The 25,213-nt window shown below is 69.7% G+C and carries 21 protein-coding genes and 1 pseudogene; 5 read left to right on the top strand and 17 right to left on the bottom strand.

Features of this window, described 5'->3' with window-relative positions; all coding sequences use genetic code 11:
- Positions 1 to 8 precede the first annotated feature (8 nt).
- The gene (locus tag QHF85_RS44675; protein ID WP_281333614.1) at positions 9 to 2,162 is read left to right on the top strand and encodes a PEGA domain-containing protein; all 2,154 of its coding nucleotides are present in this window, start codon (positions 9 to 11) and stop codon (positions 2,160 to 2,162) included.
- A gap of 69 nt (positions 2,163 to 2,231) precedes the next feature.
- On the opposite strand, the gene QHF85_RS44670 is transcribed toward QHF85_RS44675, so the two are convergent.
- The 14 genes from QHF85_RS44670 to QHF85_RS44605 all read right to left on the bottom strand — a co-directional run bounded on the left by QHF85_RS44670 (position 2,232) and on the right by QHF85_RS44605 (position 18,563).
- Entirely contained in the window at positions 2,232 to 3,158 is a 927-nt protein-coding gene (locus tag QHF85_RS44670; protein ID WP_281333613.1) for a hypothetical protein, read from the bottom strand.
- On the bottom strand, positions 3,158 to 3,652 hold the full coding sequence (locus QHF85_RS44665; protein ID WP_281333612.1) for a hypothetical protein: 495 nt from the start codon (positions 3,650 to 3,652) through the stop codon (positions 3,158 to 3,160). The genes QHF85_RS44670 and QHF85_RS44665 overlap by 1 nt, the downstream gene beginning before the upstream one ends.
- Before the next feature lie 181 nt (positions 3,653 to 3,833).
- The gene (locus QHF85_RS44660; RefSeq protein WP_281333611.1) at positions 3,834 to 4,460 is read right to left on the bottom strand and encodes a type II secretion system protein; all 627 of its coding nucleotides are present in this window, start codon (positions 4,458 to 4,460) and stop codon (positions 3,834 to 3,836) included.
- Positions 4,461 to 4,614: 154 nt separating this feature from the next.
- Positions 4,615 to 5,304, bottom strand: coding sequence for a prepilin-type N-terminal cleavage/methylation domain-containing protein (locus QHF85_RS44655; RefSeq protein WP_281333610.1), 690 nt, complete (start codon positions 5,302 to 5,304; stop codon positions 4,615 to 4,617).
- 60 nt (positions 5,305 to 5,364) lie between these two features.
- Positions 5,365 to 6,873 (bottom strand): sigma-54 dependent transcriptional regulator, encoded by a 1,509-nt coding sequence (locus tag QHF85_RS44650; RefSeq protein WP_348652815.1) that lies wholly within the window; start codon positions 6,871 to 6,873, stop codon positions 5,365 to 5,367.
- 134 nt (positions 6,874 to 7,007) lie between these two features.
- Positions 7,008 to 7,415, bottom strand: coding sequence for a hypothetical protein (locus QHF85_RS44645; protein ID WP_281333608.1), 408 nt, complete (start codon positions 7,413 to 7,415; stop codon positions 7,008 to 7,010).
- A 72-nt stretch (positions 7,416 to 7,487) separates the two neighbouring features.
- The gene (gene rimO, locus QHF85_RS44640; protein ID WP_281333607.1) at positions 7,488 to 8,921 is read right to left on the bottom strand and encodes a 30S ribosomal protein S12 methylthiotransferase RimO; all 1,434 of its coding nucleotides are present in this window, start codon (positions 8,919 to 8,921) and stop codon (positions 7,488 to 7,490) included.
- A gap of 272 nt (positions 8,922 to 9,193) precedes the next feature.
- Complete coding sequence (gene carA, locus QHF85_RS44635) at positions 9,194 to 10,321, bottom strand: glutamine-hydrolyzing carbamoyl-phosphate synthase small subunit (RefSeq protein ID WP_281333606.1); 1,128 nt, start codon at positions 10,319 to 10,321, stop codon at positions 9,194 to 9,196.
- Complete coding sequence (locus tag QHF85_RS44630) at positions 10,318 to 11,649, bottom strand: dihydroorotase (RefSeq protein ID WP_281333605.1); 1,332 nt, start codon at positions 11,647 to 11,649, stop codon at positions 10,318 to 10,320. Before QHF85_RS44630 ends, carA begins: the two co-directional genes overlap by 4 nt.
- Before the next feature lie 171 nt (positions 11,650 to 11,820).
- Complete coding sequence (locus QHF85_RS44625; RefSeq protein WP_281333604.1) at positions 11,821 to 12,699, bottom strand: S8 family serine peptidase; 879 nt, start codon at positions 12,697 to 12,699, stop codon at positions 11,821 to 11,823.
- Positions 12,700 to 12,911: 212 nt separating this feature from the next.
- The gene (locus QHF85_RS44620) at positions 12,912 to 15,179 is read right to left on the bottom strand and encodes a DUF4340 domain-containing protein (RefSeq protein ID WP_281333603.1); all 2,268 of its coding nucleotides are present in this window, start codon (positions 15,177 to 15,179) and stop codon (positions 12,912 to 12,914) included.
- The gene (locus tag QHF85_RS44615; RefSeq protein ID WP_281333602.1) at positions 15,176 to 16,849 is read right to left on the bottom strand and encodes a GldG family protein; all 1,674 of its coding nucleotides are present in this window, start codon (positions 16,847 to 16,849) and stop codon (positions 15,176 to 15,178) included. Before QHF85_RS44615 ends, QHF85_RS44620 begins: the two co-directional genes overlap by 4 nt.
- On the bottom strand, positions 16,846 to 17,595 hold the full coding sequence (locus QHF85_RS44610; RefSeq protein ID WP_281333601.1) for an ABC transporter permease: 750 nt from the start codon (positions 17,593 to 17,595) through the stop codon (positions 16,846 to 16,848). The genes QHF85_RS44615 and QHF85_RS44610 overlap by 4 nt, the downstream gene beginning before the upstream one ends.
- Complete coding sequence (locus QHF85_RS44605; RefSeq protein ID WP_281333600.1) at positions 17,592 to 18,563, bottom strand: ABC transporter ATP-binding protein; 972 nt, start codon at positions 18,561 to 18,563, stop codon at positions 17,592 to 17,594. The genes QHF85_RS44610 and QHF85_RS44605 overlap by 4 nt, the downstream gene beginning before the upstream one ends.
- 142 nt (positions 18,564 to 18,705) lie before the next feature.
- Between QHF85_RS44605 and QHF85_RS44600 the strand changes: the two genes are divergently transcribed.
- Positions 18,706 to 19,176 carry a DUF3293 domain-containing protein gene (locus QHF85_RS44600; RefSeq protein ID WP_281333599.1) on the top strand — a complete coding sequence of 157 codons (471 nt, stop codon included), beginning with the start codon at positions 18,706 to 18,708 and terminating at the stop codon, positions 19,174 to 19,176.
- Between the two features lie 71 nt (positions 19,177 to 19,247).
- A complete protein-coding gene (locus QHF85_RS44595; RefSeq protein WP_281333598.1) occupies positions 19,248 to 19,691 on the top strand; it encodes a hypothetical protein in 444 nt (147 codons plus the stop codon).
- A gap of 184 nt (positions 19,692 to 19,875) precedes the next feature.
- On the opposite strand, the gene QHF85_RS44590 is transcribed toward QHF85_RS44595, so the two are convergent.
- Positions 19,876 to 20,586, bottom strand: coding sequence for a response regulator transcription factor (locus QHF85_RS44590; protein ID WP_281333597.1), 711 nt, complete (start codon positions 20,584 to 20,586; stop codon positions 19,876 to 19,878).
- Positions 20,587 to 20,633: 47 nt separating this feature from the next.
- Positions 20,634 to 21,593, bottom strand: a complete 960-nt coding sequence (locus tag QHF85_RS44585; protein WP_281333596.1) for a HAMP domain-containing sensor histidine kinase — start codon at positions 21,591 to 21,593, stop codon at positions 20,634 to 20,636.
- A gap of 87 nt (positions 21,594 to 21,680) precedes the next feature.
- Between QHF85_RS44585 and QHF85_RS44580 the strand changes: the two genes are divergently transcribed.
- Positions 21,681 to 22,988 (top strand): thymidine phosphorylase, encoded by a 1,308-nt coding sequence (locus tag QHF85_RS44580; RefSeq protein WP_281333595.1) that lies wholly within the window; start codon positions 21,681 to 21,683, stop codon positions 22,986 to 22,988.
- Here QHF85_RS44580 and QHF85_RS44575 read toward each other — a convergent pair.
- A complete protein-coding gene (locus QHF85_RS44575) occupies positions 22,956 to 24,791 on the bottom strand; it encodes a hypothetical protein (RefSeq protein WP_281333594.1) in 1,836 nt (611 codons plus the stop codon). The two genes, QHF85_RS44580 and QHF85_RS44575, sit on opposite strands and share 33 nt — an antisense overlap.
- A 155-nt stretch (positions 24,792 to 24,946) precedes the next feature.
- Here QHF85_RS44575 and QHF85_RS44570 point away from each other — a divergent pair.
- A pseudogene (locus tag QHF85_RS44570) lies at positions 24,947 to 25,213 on the top strand (hypothetical protein); the annotation flags it as partial.

The following is a 25,213-nucleotide window of genomic DNA, read 5'->3' as shown; positions in this document are numbered from 1 at the left end:
GGCTGAACATGGCCGATGATAAGGGCAGCGATCTGGACGTCTTCGAGGGGCTGGCGAAGAAGGCTCCTCGCAGCACCACGCCAGGACTCGTGCCGCCGCCCCCTTCGGGCGCTGCCCGCAAGAGCACGCTGCTCGGCGGGGTCGCGCCCGTTCCCCTTCCGCCCCCACCCGGGAGCGGCGGACCCTTGCCCCCGCCCCCGAGCGCGCTGCCCCCTCCCCCAGGGGCGCCCTCGCAGCGGATCGCGACGCCCCTGCCGCCGCCCCCCGGCGCAGCGCCGTCGATGCCGCTGCCGCCGCCTCCGGGAGCCGCCGCGTCGGTGCCGCTGCCGCCGCCTCCAGGAGCCGCCGCGTCGATCCCGCTGCCGCCGCCGCCCGGAGCCGCCGCGTCGATGCCTCTTCCCATGCCCCCCGCGCCGCCGCCCGGAGCTTCCCCCGCGTCGGCGCTGCCTCCGCCGCCCGGAGCCGCCGTCGCGCCGGTGCCGCTGCCGCCGCCTCCCGGCGCGCCGGCCGCTGAAGCCCCCGCGAAGGTGGGCCCCGGTGGCAAGGCCGTCGACATGGACTGGGACGACGAAGAAGAGTCGACCCACGTCTTCGACGCGAGCAAGGGCGATCCGCACCCGACGGGCCCGCGCCCCGCGGCAGGCATGCCTCCCATGAGCAGCGCGGCTGCGGCCCTGCTCTCCGGCTCGGGTGGATCTGCGCGCCCCGCGCCGCTGCCGCCTCCGCCGGCTGCAATCCCGACGCTCGGCACGTTGCCGCCCGGCGCCGCGATGCCTCCGCCCCAGCAGGCCGGCGTGGCCACGACGCTCGCCTCCGCGGGCGTGGTGCCGCTTCCCTCGATGCCGCCCTCGCAGATGCCGATGACGGCGCGCTCCGAGCCGACCCAGGTCCGCCCGCGCGCCGATCTGATCGGGATGCCCGCGCAGCCCGCGGCCTCGTCCGGCGGCAGCAAGATCGGCATCCTCCTCGGCGTCGTCGCGCTCGTCGCGGTCATCGGCCTCGGCGTCTTCATGCTCATGCCCAAGAAGGGCTCGCTGAAGATCGACATCCAGGCGAAGGGCGCGCCGATCAGCAAGGCCGAGATCTTCGTCGACGGCCAGAAGAAGTGCGACACGACGCCCTGCGTGGTCTCCGAGCTCGGCCCCGGCGAGAAGACGGTGCGCGTGATCGTCTCGGATCTCGGCAAGGACGAGAAGGTGTCCGCCACGGTCGAGGCCGGCAAAGAGACGCCGGTGATGGTCACTCTCGACACCAGTGGCGTTGCGCCCTCGACGTCGTCGGCGCCTGCGACGGCGAACGCGAACGTGACGGGCCTGAAGATCCTCGCCGCGACGCCGAACACGAAGGTGTGGGTCGACGGCACGGAGAAGGGCGTGCTCCCGGTCGAGCTGAAGGACATCACGGCCGGCTCGCACAAGCTCAAGTTCGAGGCTGGCGATCGCTACGACCGGATGGAGCAGTCGGTCGACATCGAGGCCGGCAAGCTGAAGGAGATCGGCCCGATCAAGCTCAAGGTGCTGCGCGGCCAGATCATCCTGGAGCTCGCGACCGAGGGCGCGGCCGTCAAGCTCGTCAACGCGAAGAAGGAAGAGAAGAAGATCCCCGAGAAGGAGTGGAAGAACCAGCCCGTCAAGATCGAGCTGGATCCCACGGCCGGCTGGAAGCTCGTCGCCACGAAGAAGGGCCTCGACGACTTCACGCAGGACCTCGCCTTCGACGACGGCCTCGCCGAGAAGCAGATCCGCATCACGCTGTACGAGCCGGGCAAGGCGCCGTCGAACGACGCGTCTGCGAGTGGCTCGGCCAGCGGCTCGGTGAGCGGTTCGGCGAGCGGCTCGGCCAGCGAGACGGGCTCGGCTTCGGGCTCGACGGGTTCGACGGGCTCGACGTCGAGCGGGACGTCCTCGACGGCGTCGACGTCGTCGGGTGGTGACAAGGCGCCGCCGCCGGCCACCGGCAACGGCACGCTCAACATCAACTCGATCCCGGTCTCGAAGGTCGTGCTCGATGGTCGTCCGCTGGGCAGCACGCCCAAGGTCGGCGTCAGCGTGCCCGCCGGTACGCACACCGTGACGTTCATCCACCCCGACAAGGGCAAGCAGACGGTGAGCGTGACGGTGAAGGCCGGCGAGACGAAGACGGCCGCCGTCAAGTTCAAGTGAACCCGCCCCCACCTCGCTCGCATCCCCGCTCCGCAGCGAGAGGGGATGCGGGTGAGGGAACTCCTCCCTTCAGCGCTGCTCTTCCGAACCCGACGCGGCCCACGCCTTCCACGTGAGCGCGCAGCGCCGATCGTCCGCGTGCGCGCCGCCGGCGCAATAGGCCGGATCGAACGGCGGACCGAGCACGAACAACGTCGACTTGCTGATGAACGGCACGTCGCGCAGCGTGAGCTCGATCATCTCCGTTTGCCGTCGCCGATACGCCTCGGAGCTCGCCTCGCCGACGAGCTGCGCGAGGTCACGCTGCAGCCGCTCGCGCAGCTCCTCGTCGTCCGTCACGGCGAGCGTGCGCTGGATCAAACGGATCGCCGCGTCGCGCGCTCCCTGCCGCGTCAGGATCCCCGCGCCTGCGACGGCGGCCCACCCCATGCTCCCCGCGTCGCCGCCGAGCTCTGCCGCGCGCGCCAGCATGCGCGCGCCGTCGGCCTTCCATGCGGCGCGCTCGTCCGGATCCGTCAGGTACGACCCGGGCGCGATGAACGCGATGAACTGGCCCGCTGTCCTCCAGACCTCCGCGTCGAGCGGGCGATTGCGTGTCCCGCGCTCGAGGATCGCGCGTGTGCGATCGACGTCCTCGCGCCCCGACTCTCCGATCTGGATCGTGATGAGCGCGTCCGACATCAGGTACGGATCACGGAACTCCGGATCGAGCTCGTTGATCGTGTCGATGAGGTCCGCGATGTTCTCGAAGCGACGGCGCTCGAACGTGTGCAGTCCTTGCGAGACCAGCACGTGCGCCCACAGCACGTCCGCGAGCGCCGCGCGATAACCGAACGAGAGCGTCACGACCTCCTTCGGCGGCGGCAGGAGATGGACGTCGCTCGTCTCCTTCACGCGCGCGTGCTGCTTCGCGACGCGCCCCTGCACCGCGCCGATGCAGAGCGCCGATACGCCCACCACGATCGCGGTCCGGACGTAGTCGCGGACGGCCGGCATCACTCCACCTCGCGATCCACGAACATGCCGGGCAAGACGCGCGGAGGTTGTCCGGGCACGCGCTCGCCGCGCACCTGGAACGTGGAGAGCTTGCCGTCTCCGTCGAGATCTCCGTGCGCCGTCGCCACGAAGCGCATCACGCGCGTGACCGGATCGAGCTCGCTCTCGAACTTGAACGAGAACGCGTGCGGCTCCTCGATGCGGAAGTCGAGCGAGCGCCACGTGAGGTGCTCCCAGATCTCGGGAGGATCGGTGACGCGCGCGCCGCGCGGAACCTCGGCCGGCGTGAGCGGCGCGGCCGGAGGGAAGCTGATCTCCTGAGGCTTCGTCTCCGCGTATGCGACGGCGTGCGTGACGAGGCGATCGAGGTTGTCGAGCGGCTCGCTCAGCTTGGAGGCGTGCAGGTTGCGGATGAACGCGGGCACCGCCACCGCGAGGACGCTGCCCCCGATCGCAAAGGCCACGCTGAGCTCGAGCGCGCTCCATCGCGACATGCCCCCCCTTCTAGCGCGCCGCCGCGGCGATGGCTACCCGAGAGACGTGAGGGCCCGCGGGCGGGAAAACGTGCCGTCTGCGCGAGGATGCTCGATAAAAAATGAAACCCGGACCGACGTGCGGCCCGGGTTTCGGAGGCGAGGTCCGTTCGGCGCGCTCGTGGCGCGCTTCAGGTTTGGATCACTCGTACTCGTTCGAGATGAAGACCTGCGTCGCGCGGATGAGCTGCTTCGAGGTGCCGTCGACCTGGCCGGTCAGCGTGAAGATGCCGAACTCGCTGCCGTCGCCGTCGAGATCACCCTTCGCCGCAGCCTCGAAGCTCTCGCCGGCGGCGATCGCCGGGGCGGCGGGATTGGCCGTCGCGCCGACGGGCGCGCTGCCCTTCGTGTACGAGTACTGGTAGTAAATCGGGTCGCTGACCTCGAAGCGCAGGCACTTCCAGCCGTTCGTCGAGTCGCCCCCGGCGAAGTCCGTCGTACCTTGGTTGTTCGGCTGGTACTTCGCGGCCTTCGGGACGCCGGCCTTGGGGACGGGATCCGCAGCCGAACCGCAGAGCGCGTGCGTCGGGACGGTCGACGACTCACCGGGCGCGAGGAGCTCCTGCTTGTTGTTCTCACGCTCGTACGACTCGGCGGCGGCGCGCGCGATGCGGCCGATCGAGTTCTTCGCCTCGCTCGTCTTGGCGCTCTTCAGGTACCGGTTCACGCCGAAGATCGCGAGCGCCGCGAGGACGCCGATGATGGCGACGACGATCATGAGCTCGACGAGGGTAAAACCACGCTTGTCGTAACGCTTGAATGCACGCATGACGGACCTCCTCCACTGACGGACGAAATGTTCTCGAGCGGCAAACCTTGCCGCGAATCTATCGATCCCCACTCGTCGAGTCAAAAAAAGCTCGTCGGATCCAGGGATCTTCGTACGACCGAAATCGAATCGCCGACCCGTTATCGATGCCTCGTCACTCGTCGTCGCCGTTCGTCGGCTCGACGCAGATCTCGCCCGAGAGCGAGGACGACGCGAAGAGCGAGAGGACCCCATCGGCGTCCTGGTCTCCCGCTGCCTGCACCACGAACCAAGGACCATTAATGGTGTCGTGTGCGGCCTTCCAGCCCTGACAATACGTGATCTCGTCGATCGCGTCGGGCTGAGGCGCGATCCCTGCCTTCACCGCATAACCGAAGCGTACCGGGGCGTCGGTCGTCACATTGAGCCGCATCCAGCAATCGTGGATTGCATTGCCCGTCTGACCATTGTCCCAATTGCGCTTCTTGTCATTCGGCGCGGCCGGATACCAATCCGTGAGGCCGCCACAGCCGAGATATTGAAACGTCTCGGATTTGTAAGCTTCCTCCGCGACACGAATCCCGGAGACGACGGCTTTCACCTCCGACGCCGCAGCCCCGCGCATGTATCGGCGATACCCGACCATCGCGATCGCCGCGAGCACGCCGATCATCGCCACCACGATCATCAGCTCGGCGAGCGTGAACCCACGGCGCTTTGCGTAGGTCCTGGCTCGTTCACCGAACTGCATCGTGACCATCGTTAAAGCACGGCTCGTGCCACCCGCGAACCGCGCCTCCGGGTGGGCCGGGAGGAACGAACGATCCACCTCGAATCTGCGGCGTTCTCCGGCATTTTCGTTCATTGCGGCAGATCCTCGGCGCCCCCGGCATGTCCCTTTCGCGTCGCACGGTGACCAAAATTGTCACCGGCGGGCCTCGCGTGGTGACGATTCTCGTCGCCCCCCCGCCGTCGGCTGGGCAGGCACGATCGAGCCGTCCGCGTCGTCGTCGTCGCCTTCCGCGTCCGTGTCGAGCCCATGCTTCGCGAGGCGGTAACGCAGCGACCGAAACGTGACGCCGAGCAATTTGGCCGCGGCCTTGCGCACGCCGCCGCTCCGCTCGAGGGCCTGAAGAATGAGGCGTCGCTCGACCTCGCCGAGCACGTCCTCGAGGACACATCCCTCCGGCGGGAGCTCCGAAAGAAAAGGCGCCGGGCTCGCCGAGAGGCCGCTCACCTGCGCAGGCAAATCCCCGAGCCCGATCGCAGGCCCCGACGCGAGCGCCACCGCGCGCTCCATCATGTTCTCGAGCTCGCGCACATTGCCCGGGAATTTGTACGCGTCGAGCGCGCGCAATGCGTCGGTCGTCAATCCCCTGACGTCCTTGCCGAGCTCGTTCGCGAAACGACGCACGAATCGCTCGGCGAGGCGCGCCACGTCGCCCGGACGATCCCGCAAAGGCGGTAGCTCGATTCGAATGACGTTGAGGCGATAATAAAGGTCCTGCCGGAACTTGTTCTGACGGACGTCCGCCTCGACGTCGCGGTTCGTGGCGGCGAGGACGCGCACGTCGACCGGGATCTCGGCCGCCGCGCCCACGGGCCGCACCTTGCGCTCCTGGAGCACGCGGAGGAGCTTTACCTGGAGCGAGGCGGGCAACTCGCCGACCTCGTCGAGCAGGACCGTGCCGCCCTCCGCCTCGCGGAAGAGGCCGAGCGCGCGCGCACCCGCGCCCGTGAATGCGCCTTTCTCGTGGCCGAAGAGCTCGCTCTCCATGAGCGCCTCGGGGAGCGCCCCGCAATTGACCACGAGGAAAGGTCTTTTCGCGCGGTCGCTCTGCTCGTGCAGGGCGCGCGCGACGCGCTCCTTGCCCGTGCCGCTCTCGCCTGTGATGAGCACCGTGGTGCGCGTGGGCGCGATCTTTCCGACGATCTCGGCGACGCGCCCCATCGCAGGGCTCGCGAAGATGTCGTTCTCCGCGGGCTCGAGGCGCGAGATCTGCGCGCGGAGGCGCTGGTTCTCGAGGAGGATGCTGCTCTTTTCGAGCGCCTTCTGCGCGAGCGCGATGACCTCCGCCGGCGAGAAGGGCTTGCCCACGAAGTCGTACGCGCCCTTCCTCATCGCATCGAGCGCGTTCTCCACGCTCGAATGCGCGGTCATCACGATGACCTCCGTCGCCGCCGATCGCTGCTTCGCCGCCGCAAGGACCTCCATGCCCGATCCGTCCGGCATCACGAGGTCCGTGATCACGAGCGGGAAAGGCTGCGGGTTCTGCTGCAAGGCCTCCATCGCGGCGCGCACGCCCGGCGCGGCCACGACCTCGATCCCCTGCCGTCGGAAGGCGATCTCCAGGACCTGCCGGAGCGCGGGCTCGTCATCGATGACGAGGATCTTCGTCGGTGTCGGCGGAACACTGAGCGGCATGGAGGCCATCCTGCTGAAATTATCACGCCGCTCGCGCGGCGCGCAGAATCTCGCAGGGGTTCTTCGCCGAGAAACGCGTGGCCCAGCCCGCGGCCGATGCGCGTCGTGAGCAGACGCGCCGCGCCACGTCCGTCAGGGCATCGTCATTTGCAGGCGGACGGATCGATCGGGCCGGACGGGGTGCGCTCCTGGACGACGAAGGTCGCGCGCGCGCTCTCGTCCTCGCCGAGGTCCTGCGCGACCCAGGCGAGGTCGCAGACCTCGGCCTCGATCGTGACCTCGTACCGGCCGTCGCCGTCGCGATCCTCGACGACGGAGCCCGCTCCCGTGCGCTCGTTGAAGACGATGACGATGGCGCCTTGGAGGCACGAGCCGGAGATGGTCCACATGCCCGGCGTGGCGGCCTGCGGCGAGATCGTGTCGGGTGCCTCGGGCGGAGGCAGGGGGAGGGTCGGGCTCAGGCAACCCGGGAGCGCCACGAGAAAGGCGGCAGCGAACAACCGGAAGAGCGAGCGGCGACCCATCACGCGGGCGCCCCGTGCACGACACATGCCCTGCGAACGATCATGAGATCTCTGGGAAAAACGGGGCGAAGAGCGCGGCCTCGCAAAAGGCCGCGACAACTACGTTGCCATCGTGCGCCCGTCGGTTTGCAGCACCCGCAGGCTGATGCGCTTCTTCGGCAGATCGACGGTGACGGTGGGCGCGTGGTCCCCTTCGCCTTCGTCGAGCAACTCGCCGACGAGATCGTAGTCGCTCGCCTGCGTGATGCGCACGCGGCGGATCTCGCCGGGGCGCGCCTCGCCGCCCGAGAGGTAGACCTGGCCGTCGATGTCGGGCGCCTGGCCACGATGGCGGCCCATCTGGACGAACTCGTGCTCGTCGCTCGTGCCCTCGACGAGGACGTCGAGCTCGCGGCCGATGAGCGCGCTGTTCTTCTTGTGAGCGATGCGCCGCTGCAGCGACATGAGCTTGCGGTAGCGGTTCGAGGCGACGCGCGCAGGCACCTTGTCGGGCATCTCGGCGCTGCGGGACGAGTCCTCGTCGGAGTAGCGGAAGACGCCGACCCGATCGAACTCGGCCCACGTGACGAAGTCGACGAGGTCCTTGAACTCCTCGTCGGTCTCGCCGGGGTGGCCGACGATGAAGGCCGTGCGGAACGTGAGGTCGGGGATGTCCTTGCGCAGGCGCGTGACGAGCTTGCGGAGGCGCTCGCCGCCGTGGCCGCGGCGCATGCGGCGCAGCATGCCGTCGGCCGCGTGCTGGAGCGGCATGTCGATGTACGGCACGACGCGCGGGTGCTGCGCGATGAGCTCGACGAGCTCGTCGGTGATCGTCTCGGGATAGAGGTAGAAGAGGCGCGCCCAGTGCAGGCCCGGGACGTCCGCGACGCGACGCACGAGCTCGGCGAGCGTGGGGCGCTCGGCCGACGGCAGATCGCGGCCGTAGGCGATGGTGTCTTGCGAGACGAGGTTCACCTCGCGCACGCCCGCGGCGACGAGCTGCTCGACCTCGGCGACGACGTCCGCGACGGGGCGCGATCGCTGGCCGCCGCGAAGCTGCGGGATGACGCAGAACGAGCAGGTGCGGTTGCAGCCCTCGGCGATCTTCACGTACGCGCTGCCGCCGGGCGTGGAGATCGTGCGCGGATCGGAGGCGCGGACGACCCAGTCGGCGGGGTTTCCGACGAGCATGCGATCGGCCTTGCCCGTGAGGACCTGCTCGAGCTTGAGCATGTCGCTCGATCCGAGGATGTGATCGACCTCGGGCATCTCGTCGGCGATCTCGGTGGGGTGGCGCTGCGAGAGGCAGCCGGCGACGACGAGCTTCTGGAGGTGCCCTTCGTCCTTCAGCTTCGCCATCTCGAAGATCGCGTCGATCGACTCCTTCTTGGCCTCGCCGATGAAGCCGCAGGTGTTCACGACGATCACCTCGGCGTCCTCGGGGGCGGGGACGTGGTCGTAGCCAGCGCGCCGCGCGACGCCGAGCATGACCTCGGAGTCGACGCGGTTCTTGGGGCAGCCGAGGGAGACGAAATGAATCTTCTTGGCGGACATGGGGAACAATCCTGAACGGTCGGAGCTTGACACGGCAGAGCCGCAGAGAGCGTCGGGGGCCCGCGGTTTTTCCGGCGGGCCCGGGGTGTCCGTCCCTCCCTCCTCCCACTCCGCCAGCCCGACGCTCTCTGCAGGCTCTGAGAAGCTTGCTGCGCGCCTCGAATCGTCGGTCGGGCTCCTCGGAATACGGCCTGTATTCCTGCGTCGCCCTCCCTAGCTTCGAGGCGCTCGCGGCGCTTCTCGGCGCGGGATTGGGGATGGGGGAGGTCGGGTCAGCGGGGGGCTTCCTCCATGCGGCCGACGAAGCGCTGGAAGAGGTAGAGCGCGTCGTGCGGGCCGGCGGCGGCCTCGGGATGGTACTGGACCGAGAAGGCCGAGAGGCCAGGCAGATCCAGGCCCTCGCTCGTGCCGTCGTTGAGGTGCACGTGCGTCGTGCGCGCCTTGCCCTCGAGGGAGGCGAGATCCACCGCGAAGCCGTGGTTCTGCGTGGTGATCTCGATGCGGCCGGTGTCGAGGTCCTTCACCGGCTGGTTGATGCCGCGGTGGCCGAACTTGAGCTTGTACGTGCGGCCGCCCATCGCGAGCGCGAGGATCTGGTGGCCGAGGCAGATCCCGAAGAGCGGCTTTTTCCCGACGAGATCACGCACGGTGTCGATTGCGTAGGAGACGGCCGCGGGATCGCCGGGGCCATTCGAGATGAAGACGCCGTCGGGCGCGAGGTCGAGGATCTCGGCGGCGCTCGTCTTCGCGGGCACGACGGTGACGCGGCATCCGACGTCGACGAGCGAGCGCAGGATGTTGCGCTTGATGCCGAGGTCGACGCAGACGACGTGCTTGTTCGTGGCCTGCGCGCCGGGGATCTTGCTGCCGAACGCGCCCGAGCCCTCGGTCCAGACGTAGGGCTCCTTGGGCGTGACGCGCTGGGCGAGGTCGAGGCCTTCCATCGAGGGCGCCTCGCGGGCGCGGCGGATGAGCTCTTCGGGCGAGGCCTTGCCGATCGCGCCGTTTTGCGATCCGCGATCGCGGAGCGTGCGCGTGAGCAGGCGCGTGTCGATGCCCGCGAGGGCCACGATGCCGTGCCGCGCGAGGTAGGCGTCGAGCGTCTCGTTCGCGCGGAAGTTCGCGGCGACGGGGGAGAGGTCACGCACGAGGAAGCCCGCGACGTGCGGCGCGCCCGTCGTGCTCTCGTCGTCCTCGCGGTTGATGCCCGTGTTGCCGATCTGCGGGGCCGTCATCGTGACGATCTGCCCGCAATACGAGGGATCCGTGAGGACCTCCTGGTAGCCGGTCATGCCCGTCGTGAAGACGACCTCGCCCGTGGCGATGCCAGGCGCGCCCCAGGCGACGCCCTCGAACGTGGTGCCGTCCGCGAGGCAGAGATATGCGCGCTCGCCGCTCATCGTGCGTCTCCCTGGGCCAGCACATCGTGCACGATGCGGCCCGCAGCCATGGTGAGCTCGACCGAGCCCGTGACGGACTTGCCGAGGAATGGAGTGTTCTTGCTCTTCGACCGCAGGCGCGCCGGATCCACGCTCCAGCGCTTGTCGGGGTTCACGAGGCAAAGCTCGGCGAGCGCGCCCTCGCGCAGCGTCGGCGCCGCGAGGCCCACGATGCGGGCCGGCGCGGCGGTGAGCGCGTCGATCAAGCGCGCGAGCGGGAGCGCACCCTCGCGCACGCGGGCGAGCAGCAGCGGCACCACGAGCTCGAGGCCGATCATGCCGGGCGAGGCCTCGGCGAACTCGCAGTCCTTCTCCAGCGAGGAGTGCGGCGCGTGGTCGGTGGCCACGCAGTCGATCGTGCCGTCCGCGAGGGCCTCGCAGAGCGCGGCGACGTCCTCGGGCTCGCGCAGCGGCGGGTTCACCTTGCACGCGGTGTCGTAGCCGATCACCGAGGCGTCCGTGAGCGTGAGGTGATGCGGCGTGACCTCGGCCGTGACGCGGATGCCGCGGGCCTTGGCCTCGCGGAGGATGCGCACGGCGCCGCGGGAGGAGACGTGGGCGACGTGGTACTTGGCGCCCGTCACCTCGGCGAGCAGCACGTCCCGGGCGACGATGATGTCCTCGGCGACGCGGGGCCAGCCGCGCAGGCCGAGCCGCGTGGAGATGGCGCCCTCGTGCATGAGCGAGCCCTCGGTGAGGGCGTGATCCTCGGCGTGCTGGATGACGGGGAGGTCGAAGTTCGCGGCGTATTCGAGGGCGCGGCGCATGACGGCGCTCGACGTGACGCAGCGGCCGTCGTCGGAGACGGCGACGGCGCCGGCGTCCTTGAGGTCGGCCATCTCGACGAGCTCGGCGCCCTTCTGGCCGAGGGTGATCGCGCCGATCGGGTGCAGCGCGGGGCCCTCGATCGATCGCGCCTTCGCGATCATCGCCTCCGTGATGCTGCGCGTGTCGTTGACGGGGCGCGTGTTCGGCATGGCGCAGACGTGCGCGAAGCCGCCCGCGGCCGCGGCGGCGAGGCCCGACGCGATGTCTTCCTTGTACTCCTGGCCCGGCTCGCGCAGGTGGGCGTGGAGATCCACGAAGGCCGGGACGAGCAGGAGCCCTTCGCCGCGGAGCACGCGCGTTCGCTCGGAGGCGAGGATCTCCTCCGTCGCGGCGCCCGCGCCGATGCGCGTGATGGTTCCGCCCTCGACGACGACGTCCACGATCGCGTCGAGCTTCGCGGCTGGATCGACCGCGCGCACGGAGGCGATGACGAGCACGTCCTTTCTCTGGGGACCGAGCATCGCCCGCCCTCTAGCATTTTTGCGCGGAGGGGGCTCGCAAAGCGGCGAGCTTGCCCACGGGGCTTGCGCGATCGCGTCGCTCCCGGGGAAAGGCGGCGCCGGCTCGTCCGGCCAGAAAATCGGAAAGCGCGGCGAGGGACGAACCTCGTCGGCGTGCCGATTGTTTTGAGGTCAAATGAGCTTGAAGGCGGCGGCGACGTCGAGGCGGCCGCGGAGGACGCCCTTGCCGCGCTCGCTCTGCGTGATCGAGAGGGGCGTGGCGCTCTGGAGGAGCGCGGCGCGGACCGTGCGAGGATCGGCCTGTTTTCCGCGGGCGATCTGCACGCTGAGGAGGAGCGCGGCGATGCCCGCGACCATCGCGGCGGCGAAGGTCGCGCCGCTCTGTGCGACGGTTCCTCCGCCGGGAGCCGCGCCAATGAGGCCTTCGCCCGGCGCGACGATGCCGCTGTCGCGGTAGGTCGGGCCCCACATGCCGAAGTCGAGCAGCTTGCCCTCGGCGTCCTCGGCCGCGACGGCGAGCACCGTGGAGGCGGCCGCGGGCACGTGGAAGTGCTCGTTGCCGTCGCCCTCTGCCGCGACGACGACGAGCACGTTGCGCTCGGCGGCGCGGGCGAGCGCCTTCGCGAGCGCGTCGAGCATGCCTGCGTCGGGCGAGAGTCCGCCGCCGTGCATGGTGATGACGTGGGCGCCGGCGGCGACCGCATCGCGGATGCCCTTCGCGAGATCGGGCGGGTTGCCGGCGGGCGCGCTGGTCTCGGGGCGGAAGTTGTGCACGGGCACGACGATGCCCTTCGCCTTCGGAGCGATCCCCGGCGCGGGGCCGCCAGGCTGACCGAACACGAGGCTCGTGACGTGGGTGCCGTGTGTGCGGTCGGCCGCCTCGTCGCTGGACACCGGCATCTCGAGCGCCGTGACGTTCGCGCCGCGGAAAGCCGGGTGCGAGAGATCGACCGGGCCATCGAGGACGGCGACGCAGACGTCGGGGCTTCCGAGGGTTTCAGCCTGAATCGCGGCGAGGCCGGCCAGGTTGGATCGCGGGTCGGTGGACATGGGCTGACGGAGTCTACCTTCATTTCTTCGCAGGGGTCCACCCTTGCGCTTTCTTGTTCGCGGGGATCCGGGCTCGCGCGAGGAGCCCGCGTTTTCTCGCGTGGCGCAGCGAGGGGAGGCGTCCGAACAGTGCTCCGGACTATCTCCATCGGCTGCGACGCACCTCCGAAGATTTCCGTCTTCTTCGGAAGATCGCGGTGCGGCGAAAGTCCCTAGCGGGCGGCGTCGAGGAGAACGCGCGTCTTCGCTTGCGCAATGGCGTAGGTCGCGTCGACCCCGTCACGGCGTGCGTAGGTGATGTTCGTCCCGCGGAACGCGTCGCCGGCGCCGAGGGAGATCCGCAGGGTGCGCTGAGGATCGATGGCGGGCGGCGCGTCGGGATCGAGGCCACGGCGCTCGATGGTGATCACGACGGCGGGCGGGGCGAGGCCCTCTTCTTTGCGCGGCGGTCCGACGCTGACGGCGCCTTCGGGGACGAGATCGGCGAGGGCGTCGCGGATCGCGGCGGCCTTCGCGGTCGCCGTCTCGTCGCCCTGGATGCGCAGCGCGTCCCCCACGCGATCGAGCACGAGCGGAGGCTTTCGTCGATCCGAAGAGGTGAGGGTGACCTTCTGGATCTCGGCCACGTCGAGCGTGAAGATCGATCGGTCGAGCAGCCATTTTCCGGCCGCGGTCTCGATCTTCGCGTCGATCACGAACACGGCGTCGTCGCCGTCGATGCGCGCGAACGAGCCGCCCGTCGTGGGCGCGCCGATGAGCAGGCGCACGGTGCGCGCGCCCGCGTCGCTGCCTGCGCCGAGATCGAGTTCGATCACGAGGCGCGGCTTCGCGAGGCCAAAGGACCCGTCATCACGCTCGGCGACGAAGCGCTCGACGCGCAAGGGGAGCAGCGAGGTGGCGAGCTCGGTACCGAAGCCGAGATCGGCCGCGAGGTTCTTGCCGCGTGGCTCCTTCAGCGCGAAGCCTCCCTCGGCGGTGCGCTCGAGGTGCTGCACGCGGTCGCCCTCGGTGATGCGCAGAGCGCGCAGGCTCGTCTGCGGGGCGTCGATCACGGTGGGGCTGCGCAGGGTGATCGTGCTCGGGAAGAGCGCGCGCGCTCGATCGGCGGGGATCGCGAGGATGGCGCTGTCGGAGACGCGCAGGACGGGGACGATGTCGCCCTGGAGCTTGCCGACGTGGAGCTCTTCGATCCGATCGTCGTCGCCGCCGTCGGGATTTCGCGAGGGCAGGACCGAGACGATACGGACCTTGCCCTGCGGCGGATCGAGGCCGAGCGAGGCGCGATCGTCCAGCGCATGAAAGTCCTTCGCGCGGAGGGCGAGGAGCGATTCGAGGAAGAGGCGGCCGGTGTCGCCCTCGATGTCGCGATCCTCGGGGGCGCGCTCGTGAAAGCCCGTGCCCTTGCGCGCGAGCTCGATGCGGCGATCGCCGGCGGTGAGCGTGACCTCGTGGATCTCGTCGATCGTCGCGAAGAACGCGTTGCGATCCACGAAGGTGCTTTCGGGTTTTTCGAGCGCGTCGAGGATGCTCGTAGGCACGCAGCCCGCGGCGCGCGTGGGGGCCGTCTGCAGCGCGACGACGAGGTCGGGCTTGTCGGGGCAGGCTCCGCCGAGGACGAGGATCCCCTTGGGCTTCGTGGTGTCCTTGGGGGTCAGCGTGAGCGTCACCGTGGGCGTGGATGCGCGGCGCGCGGCTTCGTCCGAGAGGAAGGCCTCGGCCCGCATGCGGGACAGCGTGCTTTCGAGCTCGTCCGTGGCGGCGCGGGAGGCGCGGTGACCTGCTTCCTTCGCGGGGACGTCGAACCGCAACCCGTCGCTGCCGTCCGTGGGGCGCGCGAGCGCGTACATGCCGCTCGGGCCTTCGATTCCGAAGCGCGTGATCTCGGATGGGGGGTACGGGAGGAGATCGCGTGATCGGAGCGAGCTCGGATCGATCGCGAGGGCCGTGACGAGCTCCTTCGTGATCACCTGGAACGAGGCGCGATCGCCCTCGTGGACCTCGACGATCGCGGCGCCTGCCGGGGTCGGCGCCGGGCCTCCGATCGCGAGGGAGGTGGAGCGCCCCGGCGCGGTCACGACAACGCGCGCGCGCGGCGCGTCGAGGCCACTCGCCGCGCGATCCACGCTGTCCGGCGCGAGCACCCGCTCGTGCGTGGCGAACTCCAGCGTGCCGAGGAGCTGATCGACGACCTGCGCCTCCGCGGGAAAACGTTCTCCCCCGATCGTGACCTCCCAGAAGCGCTGGCCGAGCGCGTCGGGCGGCGTGCGCGTGAGCTTCGCGGACGACGCGCCTTGCTCGACCACGACCTCGGTGATCTCGTCGGGCCTCCACGCGAGGACCACATTTTTCTTTCGTTGCGCGGCCTCCTCCGTGGTGACCGAGCCGCGATCCACGACGAACACATAAGCGCCCGCGCCGATCGCCAGGGCGCAGAGGACGAGCGTGGTCGCGTGCTTCTTCGCGATCGTCGCGAAGCTCATTCGGACGCTCGCTCCTTCTCCTTGCGCGTGCCTCGCCGCTCCGTCGCGCGCCTCCGGAGGTGCACGGCGATCCCGGTGAGCACGGACGCGAGCGGGATGAACACCACGACGTAGCGGAAGATCGAGGCGAGCGAGTCCTCGCTCATGCGCAGCCCCGCGGTGAACGTGGGCTTGTTCGGGATGTCGAGCGGCACGGGCGCCGAGGCGAGCCATGCGATCGCGCTCTCGACGAAGATCGCCGTGCCGCGCAGCTCGTCGCTCTGCCAGTTCTCGCCCATCATCGGGCTCGCGGATCCGATGGCCACGAGCCGCGCGCCGCGCTCGGCGCCCGGACGCGCGGGCTGCTCCGCGGCAAACGCGACCGTGAGCGGGCCCTTGTGATCCACGTCGTTCGGCGCGGGATCCGAGGGGTTTTTCGCCCACGTGAAGAAGTCGATCATGCCGAAGGCGTCCTCGCTCGTCTCCAGCAAGGGCGACACCACGGCGGCGCCCTTGCCCGTCTTCTGGAGCGAGCTCGCCACGGTCATGACCGCGCCGAGGCCCGACTGCTCCGCGCGGATCAGCCCCTCGGTGATGGGATGCGGCTTGGCGATCGGCAGGAACGTTTCGCCGTAGCCGCGCACCGCGCGCAGGCGCGGATCGGTCTCGAACACGAAGTCCCGCGAGAGCGCGATCCCAAAGCGATCGAGCAGCGGATCGAGGCCGAGATCGAGGTACTTCTGGTCCCCCTCGTCCGGCACGGGCGAGGCCGCGACGAGGACGTTCCCGCCCTGCTCGACGAACCCTTCGAGCTTCTTCGTTTCGGCCTCGGAGAAACGCTGCCCCGGCCCCGCGACCACGACGACGCGGCACCCGGCGAACGGCGCGCGCGCCTTCTCCTTGTCGTCGGCCTTCTCGCGGGTGTCGACGGTCACGACCTCGTGGCCGTTCTTCTCGAGCCGCTCGCGCAGCGGCGCGAGGCCGCTGCCGCCCGTCTCGGTCGACTTCTCGTCGTGCCCCGTCGTGAAGCAGATCTTCGGCCGATCCGTCGACACGACCGCGCGGATCGCCGCGGTGAGGGCCTGCTCCAGCCGAGGCCGCGCGCGCACGTCGTTCTCGTCCTCGACCTCGACGAGGTCGCGCGGCGTGATGAACTGCACGCGATCGCCCCGCGCGACGATGATCGCCGCGTCCGTCACCACCCGACCGTCGACGACGCGCTCGTCGTACTTGCGTTGCACCGCGACGAACTCGGCCGCGTGGCGATCGGGATCGGTGAAGTGCACTTCGAGGCGCGACGTCTCGCTGCGGTAGGCCTCGAGCAGGTGGCGGATCGAGAGCGCGAGCGGATCACCCGAGGGCAAGAGGACATCGACGCGGATCGGCTCGCCGAGCGCGTGGAGCGTCTGCTCCGTCGCCGGGCTCAACGTGTAGAGCCCGCCTTTCGTGAAATCGAATCGCTTGTAGTGCCGCGCCGCGACCACGTTCACGAGCACCGCGAGCACCATCGCCGCCACGAGCCCGAGGAGCGCGCCGAGCTTCGTCCCCGCGCTCGTCCCCGCGGGCACCTCGGGCGCGACCTCGCGCGGAGGCGCGGGCACCTTCGCGGCCGCGAGCTTCTCGTCCTTCGGCTTCGCGGCGCCCGGCCGAGGCGCCTTCTTGCCCTTCTTGGGCCTCTGCTCCTCGCTCATCCCCACCTCCACGCCTCGACGGCGCGCACCGTGACGAAGAGCGGCAAGAGCACGATGGTCGCGTCGAAGACGAGCCGCCGCGAGTCGAGCAGGCCGCGCGACGCGTCATTCATTTGTGTCCAAACGGAGACGTGCGTCGCGAGATCGTGCGCCGGGCCGTCGGGGACGATGAACTCCGCGAAGCCGAAGAAGAAGAGCCCCGAGATCGCCAGCGCCGAGAGCACCGCGGCCGTGAGCTGGCTCTGCGTGAGCGCGCTCGTCATCACGCCGAGCGCGAGGTACCCCGCGCCGATCGCGAAGACCGACAGGTAACTCGTCCCCACGACCCGCCAGTCGACGTCGCCCGTCCGCGCGAGGATCACGATGTAGAGCGCCGTCGGCGCCCACATCACGACGTACGTCGCGAGCGCCGCCGCGTACTTCGCGAGCACCACCCCCACGGTGCCCACGGGCGCCGTGAGCAACGTCTCGATCGTTCCGCTGCGCCGCTCCTCGGCGAAGAGCCGCATCGTGATGAGCGGGCAGACGAGCAGGAGCGGCACGTAGAGCAGCATCGTCTGGCCGAAGAAGGCCTGGACCGGGCCGCTGTCGCCAAGCGACTCGGCCGGCGCCGCCGCGAAGTTCACGACGATCAGGAAGAAGTGCAGCCCCTGCAAGAGCAGGAACGACGTGATCACCACCCAAGCGAGCGGCGTGACGAAGAGCGCGAAGAGCTCCCGCTTGAAGATCGGCCAGAACCCCCTCACGCCTGCACCTCGGCCGTGTCCTCGTCTCCGCGCGTGAGCTCGGAGAAGACCTGCTCGAGCGTCGCGGCCCGCGGCACGACCTCCCGCACCCCGAGCCCCGCGCCGACGAGCGCCGCGACGACCCGCTCGGCCGCCTCGGATCCGCCCTCGGCGCGCCGGTACTCGACGAGCAGCGCCGCCGCGTCCGCCGCCGGCGCGTGCCCCGCATCCACCTCAGCCCCCGCGACCTCCGCAAGCGCGCGAACGACCCCGAGCGCGCGCGACACCTCGCCGCGCACGACGATCCGGAGCCCCGACGCCCTTCGCATCTCGCGCAGCTCCTCGATGGTCCCCGACGCCACGAGCTTGCCCCGCGCGACTACGAGCGCACGAGAGCACGTCGCCTCGACCTCCGACAGGATGTGCGTCGAGATCAGGATCGCGTGGTCCTTGCCGCGCCGCTTCACGAGCTCGCGCACCTCGCGGATCTGGTTCGGATCGAGCCCCGCCGTGGGCTCGTCGAGGATCAGCACCGGCGGATCCCCGAGCAGCGCATCCGCGAGCCCGACGCGTTGCCGGTACCCCTTCGATAGATGCCGAACGAGCACATCCGCCACGTCGTCGACCCGCGCCTCCTCGGCGGCCTGCTCGACCGCCTTGGCGCGCGCGCCTCGGGGCACGCGCTTCACCTCGGCGCGGAAGGTGAGGTACTCGCGCACCCGCATCTCCGGATACAGCGGCGATGTCTCGGGCATGTAGCCGAGCTTCTCCCGCGCGAGCATCGGCTCCTCGGCGATGTCGTGCCCCCCGATGCGGATCCGCCCCGCGCTCGGCCCGAGGAAGCCGGCCAGCATGCGCAGCGTCGTGCTCTTCCCCGCGCCATTGGGCCCGAGGAACCCCACGACCTCGCCGCGCTCGACGTGAAACGACACATCCGACACGGCGCGAAAGGCGCCGTACGACTTGGAGAGGCGTTCCACTTCGATCATCCCGGGGCAGGGGCTTAGCGCAAGCATCCAGGAAGGGAAAGACGCGCGGGCAGGCTCACGGGGACGCGGCCGCGGGTGTCGTGACGCGCCGAGCCTGGTAGCGGGCGGGCCGCCACTCTGGTAGGAGCGGTCAGACCTCTCGATGGACCAAGCGCTCCTCCGTTCGTACCTCGCGACGATCTACGAGTTCCCCGGCCCGCACGGCGCGCCTTTGCGCGCTTCGCTCGACGGCGAGATCGTCCAGGATCACTCGGCGTTGCCCGAGCTCCTGAACCGGCGTTTCGCCGTGCTCACGGCCTACAATCCGCGTTCGATGCTCTTGCCCCGCAAGGTGAACGAGCAGCGCCACCACGTCCTTCGGGACCTGCTCATCCTCGGCTGTTACCGCGTCGAGCCTTGCGTCGGCTCCGAGTCGGAGCCGGAAGGTGTCTGGCGCGAGCCTGCCTGGCTCGTCTACGGCATGGAGCGTGACGAGGCCATCGCGTTTGGTCGCGTCTTCCGCCAAAATACCATCGTCTACGCGGAGAACGGTCGCCCCGAGATCATCGTGACCGATCCGACGGCCGACGACGTGGGACGTACCTTTCACGGCAACTGGCGGGTACGCTCGTGACCCCGAAGCCTCTGGCCTCTTCGAAGAAAGCGGCCACCGAACGCCAATCCCTCCACAGGAGACAGTCGAAGATGCGTCATCAATCCCTGTTCTCGGCCGCGATCCTCGGCGCCGCTCTGCTCGTGGGAGCCACGGCCTGCGGCAAGAAGAAGATCACCGAGTGCAACCAGCTCATCGAGGTGATCAACAAGGGCGTCGAGAGCCTCAACAAGACCCCGAAGGGCGGCGGCACGGACCCGACGGGCGCGAACGAGCTCAAGGGCATGGCTGACGCGATGGACAAGGTCGCCGCCGAAGCCGCCAAGGTGGAGCTCACGGAGCCCGACCTGAAGAAGTACTCGGCCGAGTACCAGACGATGGCGAAGGACGTCGCCAAGGCCGCCCGCGACATGGCCGCCGCCGCCGAGGCGAAGGATCTCGCGAAGATCAACTCGGCCCAGGCCGCTCTCGACAAGGCCGTCAAGCAGGAAGACCCCCTCGTCGACAGCATCAACAAGTTCTGCCAGGCGCCTTAGTCACGGTGAGGGGCTCCGGTCGGCCCTGAGCCGATTCTCCGCTGCGCGGAGAATCGTCGGGCCTTCCTCTGCCCCCCACACCCCCCGCCGCTCGCCTCCACTTCGCTACGCTCCGTTACGGCTCGCGTTCGACCGGCGCGTTTGTCCCGGTGCGCTGGTCGGAACCGGATGCCCGGATCGAGGCCTAGACCACGAAGCGGTAGCCCACACCTCGCACCGTCACGAGGTGCCGTGGGTTTGCCGCGTTGTCCTCCAGCTTCGCCCGTAGCTGCAGGATGAAGTTGTCCACGGTGCGCGGCGTCCCGTGGTGGCTCGGACCCCACACCTTTGCCTGAAGCTGCTCCCGCGACAGCACCCGCCCGCCTGCGCTGACCAGGCAAAACAGGATGTCGAACTCCGTCGCCGTCAGCTCCACGAGCTTCCCTCCGCGCCGCACCTCCCGCGTCGACGGATGAATCTCGAGGTCCGCCGCCCGGATCGTGTTCGCGTCGTCCCCCCGCGCGATCGCGTCGCGCCGTAGCACCGCCTTCACCCGCGCCAGGAGCTCCGCCAGCCCGAACGGCTTCGTGATGTAGTCCTCGGCGCCGAGCTCGAGCCCCATCACCTTGTCCATCTCCGCGCCGCGCGCGCTCAGCATGATCACCGGCATCGTGTACCGCTCGGCGCGCAGCATCCGCAGGAGCTCGAAGCCGTTCAGCTTCGGGAGCATCACGTCCAGGATCAAGAGGTCGATCCCGCCTGCGCGCGCGAGCGCGAGCCCGCTCTCCCCGTCGGCCGCGATGAGCACGCGGTACCCCTCCGCCGACAGGTTCATCTCGAGCCCCATGGCGATGCTGTCGTCGTCTTCCACGACGAGGACCGTGCGCCGCGCGCCGCCCTGTCCGAGCCGGTTCATCGAGCCAGGCTCTCTATCACGTTCCGCGCCGCTTGCCGCTCCCACCCTTACGCTGTCCCTCCCGTGCTCGACATCGGCTCCGTCACCCGGAGCTTCGTCTGGATCGGCAGCACCAGCGTGAACGCGCTGCCTCGACCCGGCTCGCTGTCCACGATCACGCGGCCCCGATGCGCGCGCATCACGTGTTGCACGATTGCAAGTCCAAGCCCCGACCCCTCTTGCTGCCGTGCAAGGAGATCATCGACCCGGTAGAATTTTTCGAAGATACGCTTGTGCTCGCGCCGCGCGATCCCCTTGCCGTTGTCGCGCACCGTGATCAGCACCTCGCCGAGCTTGCGCGTCACCGCGAGCTCGATCTTTCGCGGCTGCCCCCCGTACTTGTAGGCGTTCGACAGCAGGTTCACGATCGAGATCACGATCGCCCCGTGGTCGCACCACACGCGCGGCAGGTCCGGCTCGAAGTGCGTCGAGAGCTCCACGTGGCGCTGCTCGCGCGTCGGCTCGAACGCGGAGATCGCCTCCTCCACCACCTTCACCATGTCCTGCTCGGCGAGCTCGTAGACCCGGCGCCCGCTCTGCATCCGGCCCCAGTCGAGCAGCCGATCGATGAGCTGCTGCAGCCGCGCGCTCTCCTTGTTGAGCGCCTGGATGCATCGATCCTCGCTCTCCTTGTCTCCGCGCCGCAGCACCAGCGTCTCGGTGAACATCCGGATCGACGTCAGCGGCGTCCGGAGCTCGTGCGACACCTTCGACACGAAATCGGCTTGCAGCTCCGAGAGATCTCGCTCCCGACGCAGGAACACCCAGACCAGGATCACCCCCGTCACGAGCGCGCTCGAGAACGTGAGGACCAGGATCCCGATGAGGATGTTGTACCGGGCCTCGCCGAGCACCACGAGGGACGCGCCGACCGCCGACAGCAGCACCGACGGGACGATGACGAGCGAGACCAGCAGCTTGACGATGCGCCGGTAGCCGAGGGTCGTGAAATCACGTGCCCGACTCATGCCGCGGAAGGTAGCGCGCGCCCTGCGTGCTGGGGAGCCTGTGCACGCCGGCGCGCTGCGAGGCCGCTTTGAGGTATGCTCCGCTCCGTGGAGACCCTGGTTGAGCTCATCGCCAAAAAGCGCGACGGTGGACGCCTCTCGGATGACCAGATCGAGCGCCTCGTCCGCGCCCTCGGGACGGGCGAGCTCGCCGATTACCAGATGACGGCGCTCTGCATGGCCATCTTCTTCCGCGGCATGGACGACGCGGAGACCGTGGCCCTCACCCGCGCCATGCTCCACTCGGGCGACGTCCTCGACCTCTCCGCCGTCCCCGGCGTGAAGGTCGACAAGCACTCCACGGGCGGCGTCGGCGACAAGGTCTCCTTGTGCCTCGCGCCCCTCGTCGCGGCCTGCGGCGTCCCCGTGCCCATGGTCAGCGGCCGCGGCCTCGGCCACACCGGCGGCACCCTCGACAAGCTCGAGGCCATCCCCGGCTTCAACGTCTCGCTCGACACCGACGCCTTCGCGCGCATCGTCCGCGACGTCGGCGCTTGCATGATCGGGCAGACCGGCCGCATCGCCCCCGCGGACAAACGCATCTACGCGCTGCGCGACGTCACGGCCACGGTCGAGTCGATCCCGCTCATCGTCGCGAGCATCCTCTCGAAAAAACTCGCCGAGGGCATCGACGCCCTCGTGCTCGACGTGAAGGTCGGGCGCGGCGCGTTCATGAAGACCGAGCGCGACGCCCGCGCGCTCGCCGAGGCCCTCGTCCGCGTCGGCAAGGCCGCGGGCAAGCGTGTCGTCGCGCTCCTGACCGACATGAGCACCGTCCTCGGTCGCACCGTCGGCAACGCCATCGAGACGCGCGAGGCCATCGACGTCTTGAAGGGCGGCGGGCCGGACGATCTCGTCGAGTGCACGCTCGCGCTCGGCGCCGAAATGCTCGTCCTCGGCGACGTGGCCTCGTCCATCGAAGAAGCGCGCGAAAAGCTCCGCGACGCGATCACGAGCGGACGCGGCGCGCGCGTCTTCGAGCGCATGATCGAGGCCCAGGGCGGCGATCCCGGGGTCGTCGAGGATCCTCTCCGCTTGCCTCGTGCGCCCGAGACCGTCCTCGTTCCTTCGGAGGCCGACGGCTTCGTCGCGGCGATCGATCCCCTCGAGATCGGCCTCGCCGCCGTCGCCATGGGCGCGGGCCGCACGCGCGCCGATCAGAAGGTCGATCACGCCGTCGGCATCGAGATCCTCGCGCCGCGCGGCGCCGGCGTGCGCCGCGGCGAGCCCCTCGCGCGCCTCCACGTGCGCGGCGCGGCCGCGGCCGAGGCCGTCGCGGATCGCGTGCAGAACGCCTTCCGCGTCAGCTCCGCGCCCGAGGCCTCACCGCCTTTGCTGCTGGACCGCATCGCCTGACGGCGGCGTGATCAGGGACGCCGGCAGCGCCGAGCGCGCGCCGGCCGAGAGGCCGTCGTTCGTCCAGGAAAACTGGTCCACCAGGACCACCGGATCCGAGGTGGACAGAGGATCCACCTTTCCGAGCACCCACGCGTCGGTGCCGCTCCCGTCGCGGCGCACGCGCACCCGCACGAAGTGCTTGTATCCGGGGTGCGCCAGCGCCGCGAACGCCTGATGTTGCTCGATGCCGAGGATGGTCAGCGCCATCAGGTATGCGCCGAAGACCAGCGTCGCGACGTAGACCGAGACCATGAACACGAGCCACGGCCGCGCCCCGAAGAGGTCCGCCTGGTGGAAGAAGCGGCCCGCCGTGGTGAACGTCATCCGCGCGAGCATCGGCACGAACCCGATGACGAGCCCCGCGATCGTCGCGAGCACGTACACCGCGATCGATCGGTTCCGGAATCCGCCGAGCAGCCTGCATATGAAGGCCGCGACCGCCGCGATCACCAGCGACGTCACCATCGGCGGCGCGCCGCCCCATCGCACCGCGAAGAACGCCGGCACGTAGAGCAGCGCGGCCGCGGCGTGCACCAGAAACCCGCTCCGCCCGTGCACGATCTGCCACGGGATCTGCAGCGCCAACGCGAGCGACGCCTTCGGCCCCGGGAACTCCGCCGAAGGCTCGGGCAGGCCTTGCCGCATGATCCGCGCCGGATGCAGGAACGCCCCGCCTCCGCCGGCCGTCACGTGACAGGTCTTGCCGATCTGCTCGCGGCAGTAGTGGTGCGTGTCGCCCGTCAGCACGAGCACGCTGTCGTCTTCGAGCCGCAGATCCAGCGCGTCGACGATGTGTTGCCCCGCCGGGTTCGGCTCCAGGAACGCGTACGCCGGATCCGCGAGCGTCAGGAGGAGCCCGCGATTCTCGGTCCGGAGCGACGCGAAGAACGCGCGTTGCTCGAAGTCCACCGCGCGCAGCTGCCGATCCGCGCCCCACAGATCGAGCCCCGGCGCGAGCCGCAACGCGAAGTAGCTCGCGTCCTGCACCGGCACGTATCCTTCGAGCGGCAACGTCGATCGTTTGCTCACATAACGACCGATCCGGAACGCCTCCACCCACTGGATGAAATGCCCGATCTGCGCGAACCGCACGACCTCGTTCGGCGCTGATTTCCCCACGACATCCACGGTCCCGCGGCGCTCGCGGAACATGCGCCCGAAGCCGTCGAGGCCCGCGTACCAGTCGTGATTTCCAGGCACGCCGAGCAGCACCCGGGGTTTGCCGTCTCGAACCTCGGAAAGCACGCGCGAGAACGGCACGATCACCCGGTTGTGGATCTCGAGCTCCGTCGCCACCGGATACGCCGTGTCCCCGCCGAACAGGAGGAGATCGCCGCGCGGCAAGACGAGCGTCTCGCCGGGTCTTTGCGGATCTTCGACCTCGTACGTCTCGAACACGAGCCGCGCGACCGCCTGGCTCACGGACACGCAATCGCCCGTGTCGGCGAGGAAATCGATCCACACGTCCCGGTCGAGCGCCTCGGTGAGCGTCTCGGCGCCCTCGCGGCCGCCCAGCACGGCCGCGGCCTTGCGCGTCAGTGTGTCGGGCGTGCTCGGTCGCATCCATGCGCGACTGTCGATGTCCTCCGTCGCGATGACGCTCGCTGCGAGGTGCCAGAGGTGCCCCCAGAACGAGCGGGCCCCGAACCACGCGATCGCCTGCGGATATCGGCCTCCGCGCGTGAAAAGCAGCTTTGGAACGTCGGGAGGAGCCGCCGCGGGGCGGAGCGGAGAGGGACGGACCGGCGAGGGAGCAGACATCGGCACTTTTTTTGTCTTGCCATCAGGCCGTGGATACGGATCAAAGTCGAATGCCGGGGCAGCTTGCCCCAGGCGGCCGGACCATGGGCCGGCCGAGTAGGAATGCGAGGATCGCCGAGAAAGGTCGATCTTCGCCACCATCTAAGGAGAGCAGGATGAGACAGGCAGTGCGGTTCGCGGCGATCGTGGCGCTCGCGGGTGCAGTCGGCTGCGGCGGTGGTGAGGCGAAGAACGAAGGCACCTCGCCCGAGGCGAAGTCGAGCGCCGCGGCTGTCACGCCGCCTGCGGCCTCCGCGGCCCCGGCCGCGTCGGCAGCTGCCGCGCCGAGCGCCGAGGCCCCGCCGCCCGAGACCAGCGCCGCTGCCGCCCCCGTGGAGCCCGCAGGGTCCGCTGTCGCGGCGGCGTCGGCTGCCCCTGCCGCC

It is taken from the genome of Polyangium sp. 6x1, assembly GCF_029946515.1.
Lineage (GTDB): Bacteria > Myxococcota_A > Polyangia > Polyangiales > Polyangiaceae > Polyangium.
The sequence above is the reverse complement of the archived record's forward strand: the minus strand, read 5'-3'. Positions and strand labels throughout refer to the sequence as shown.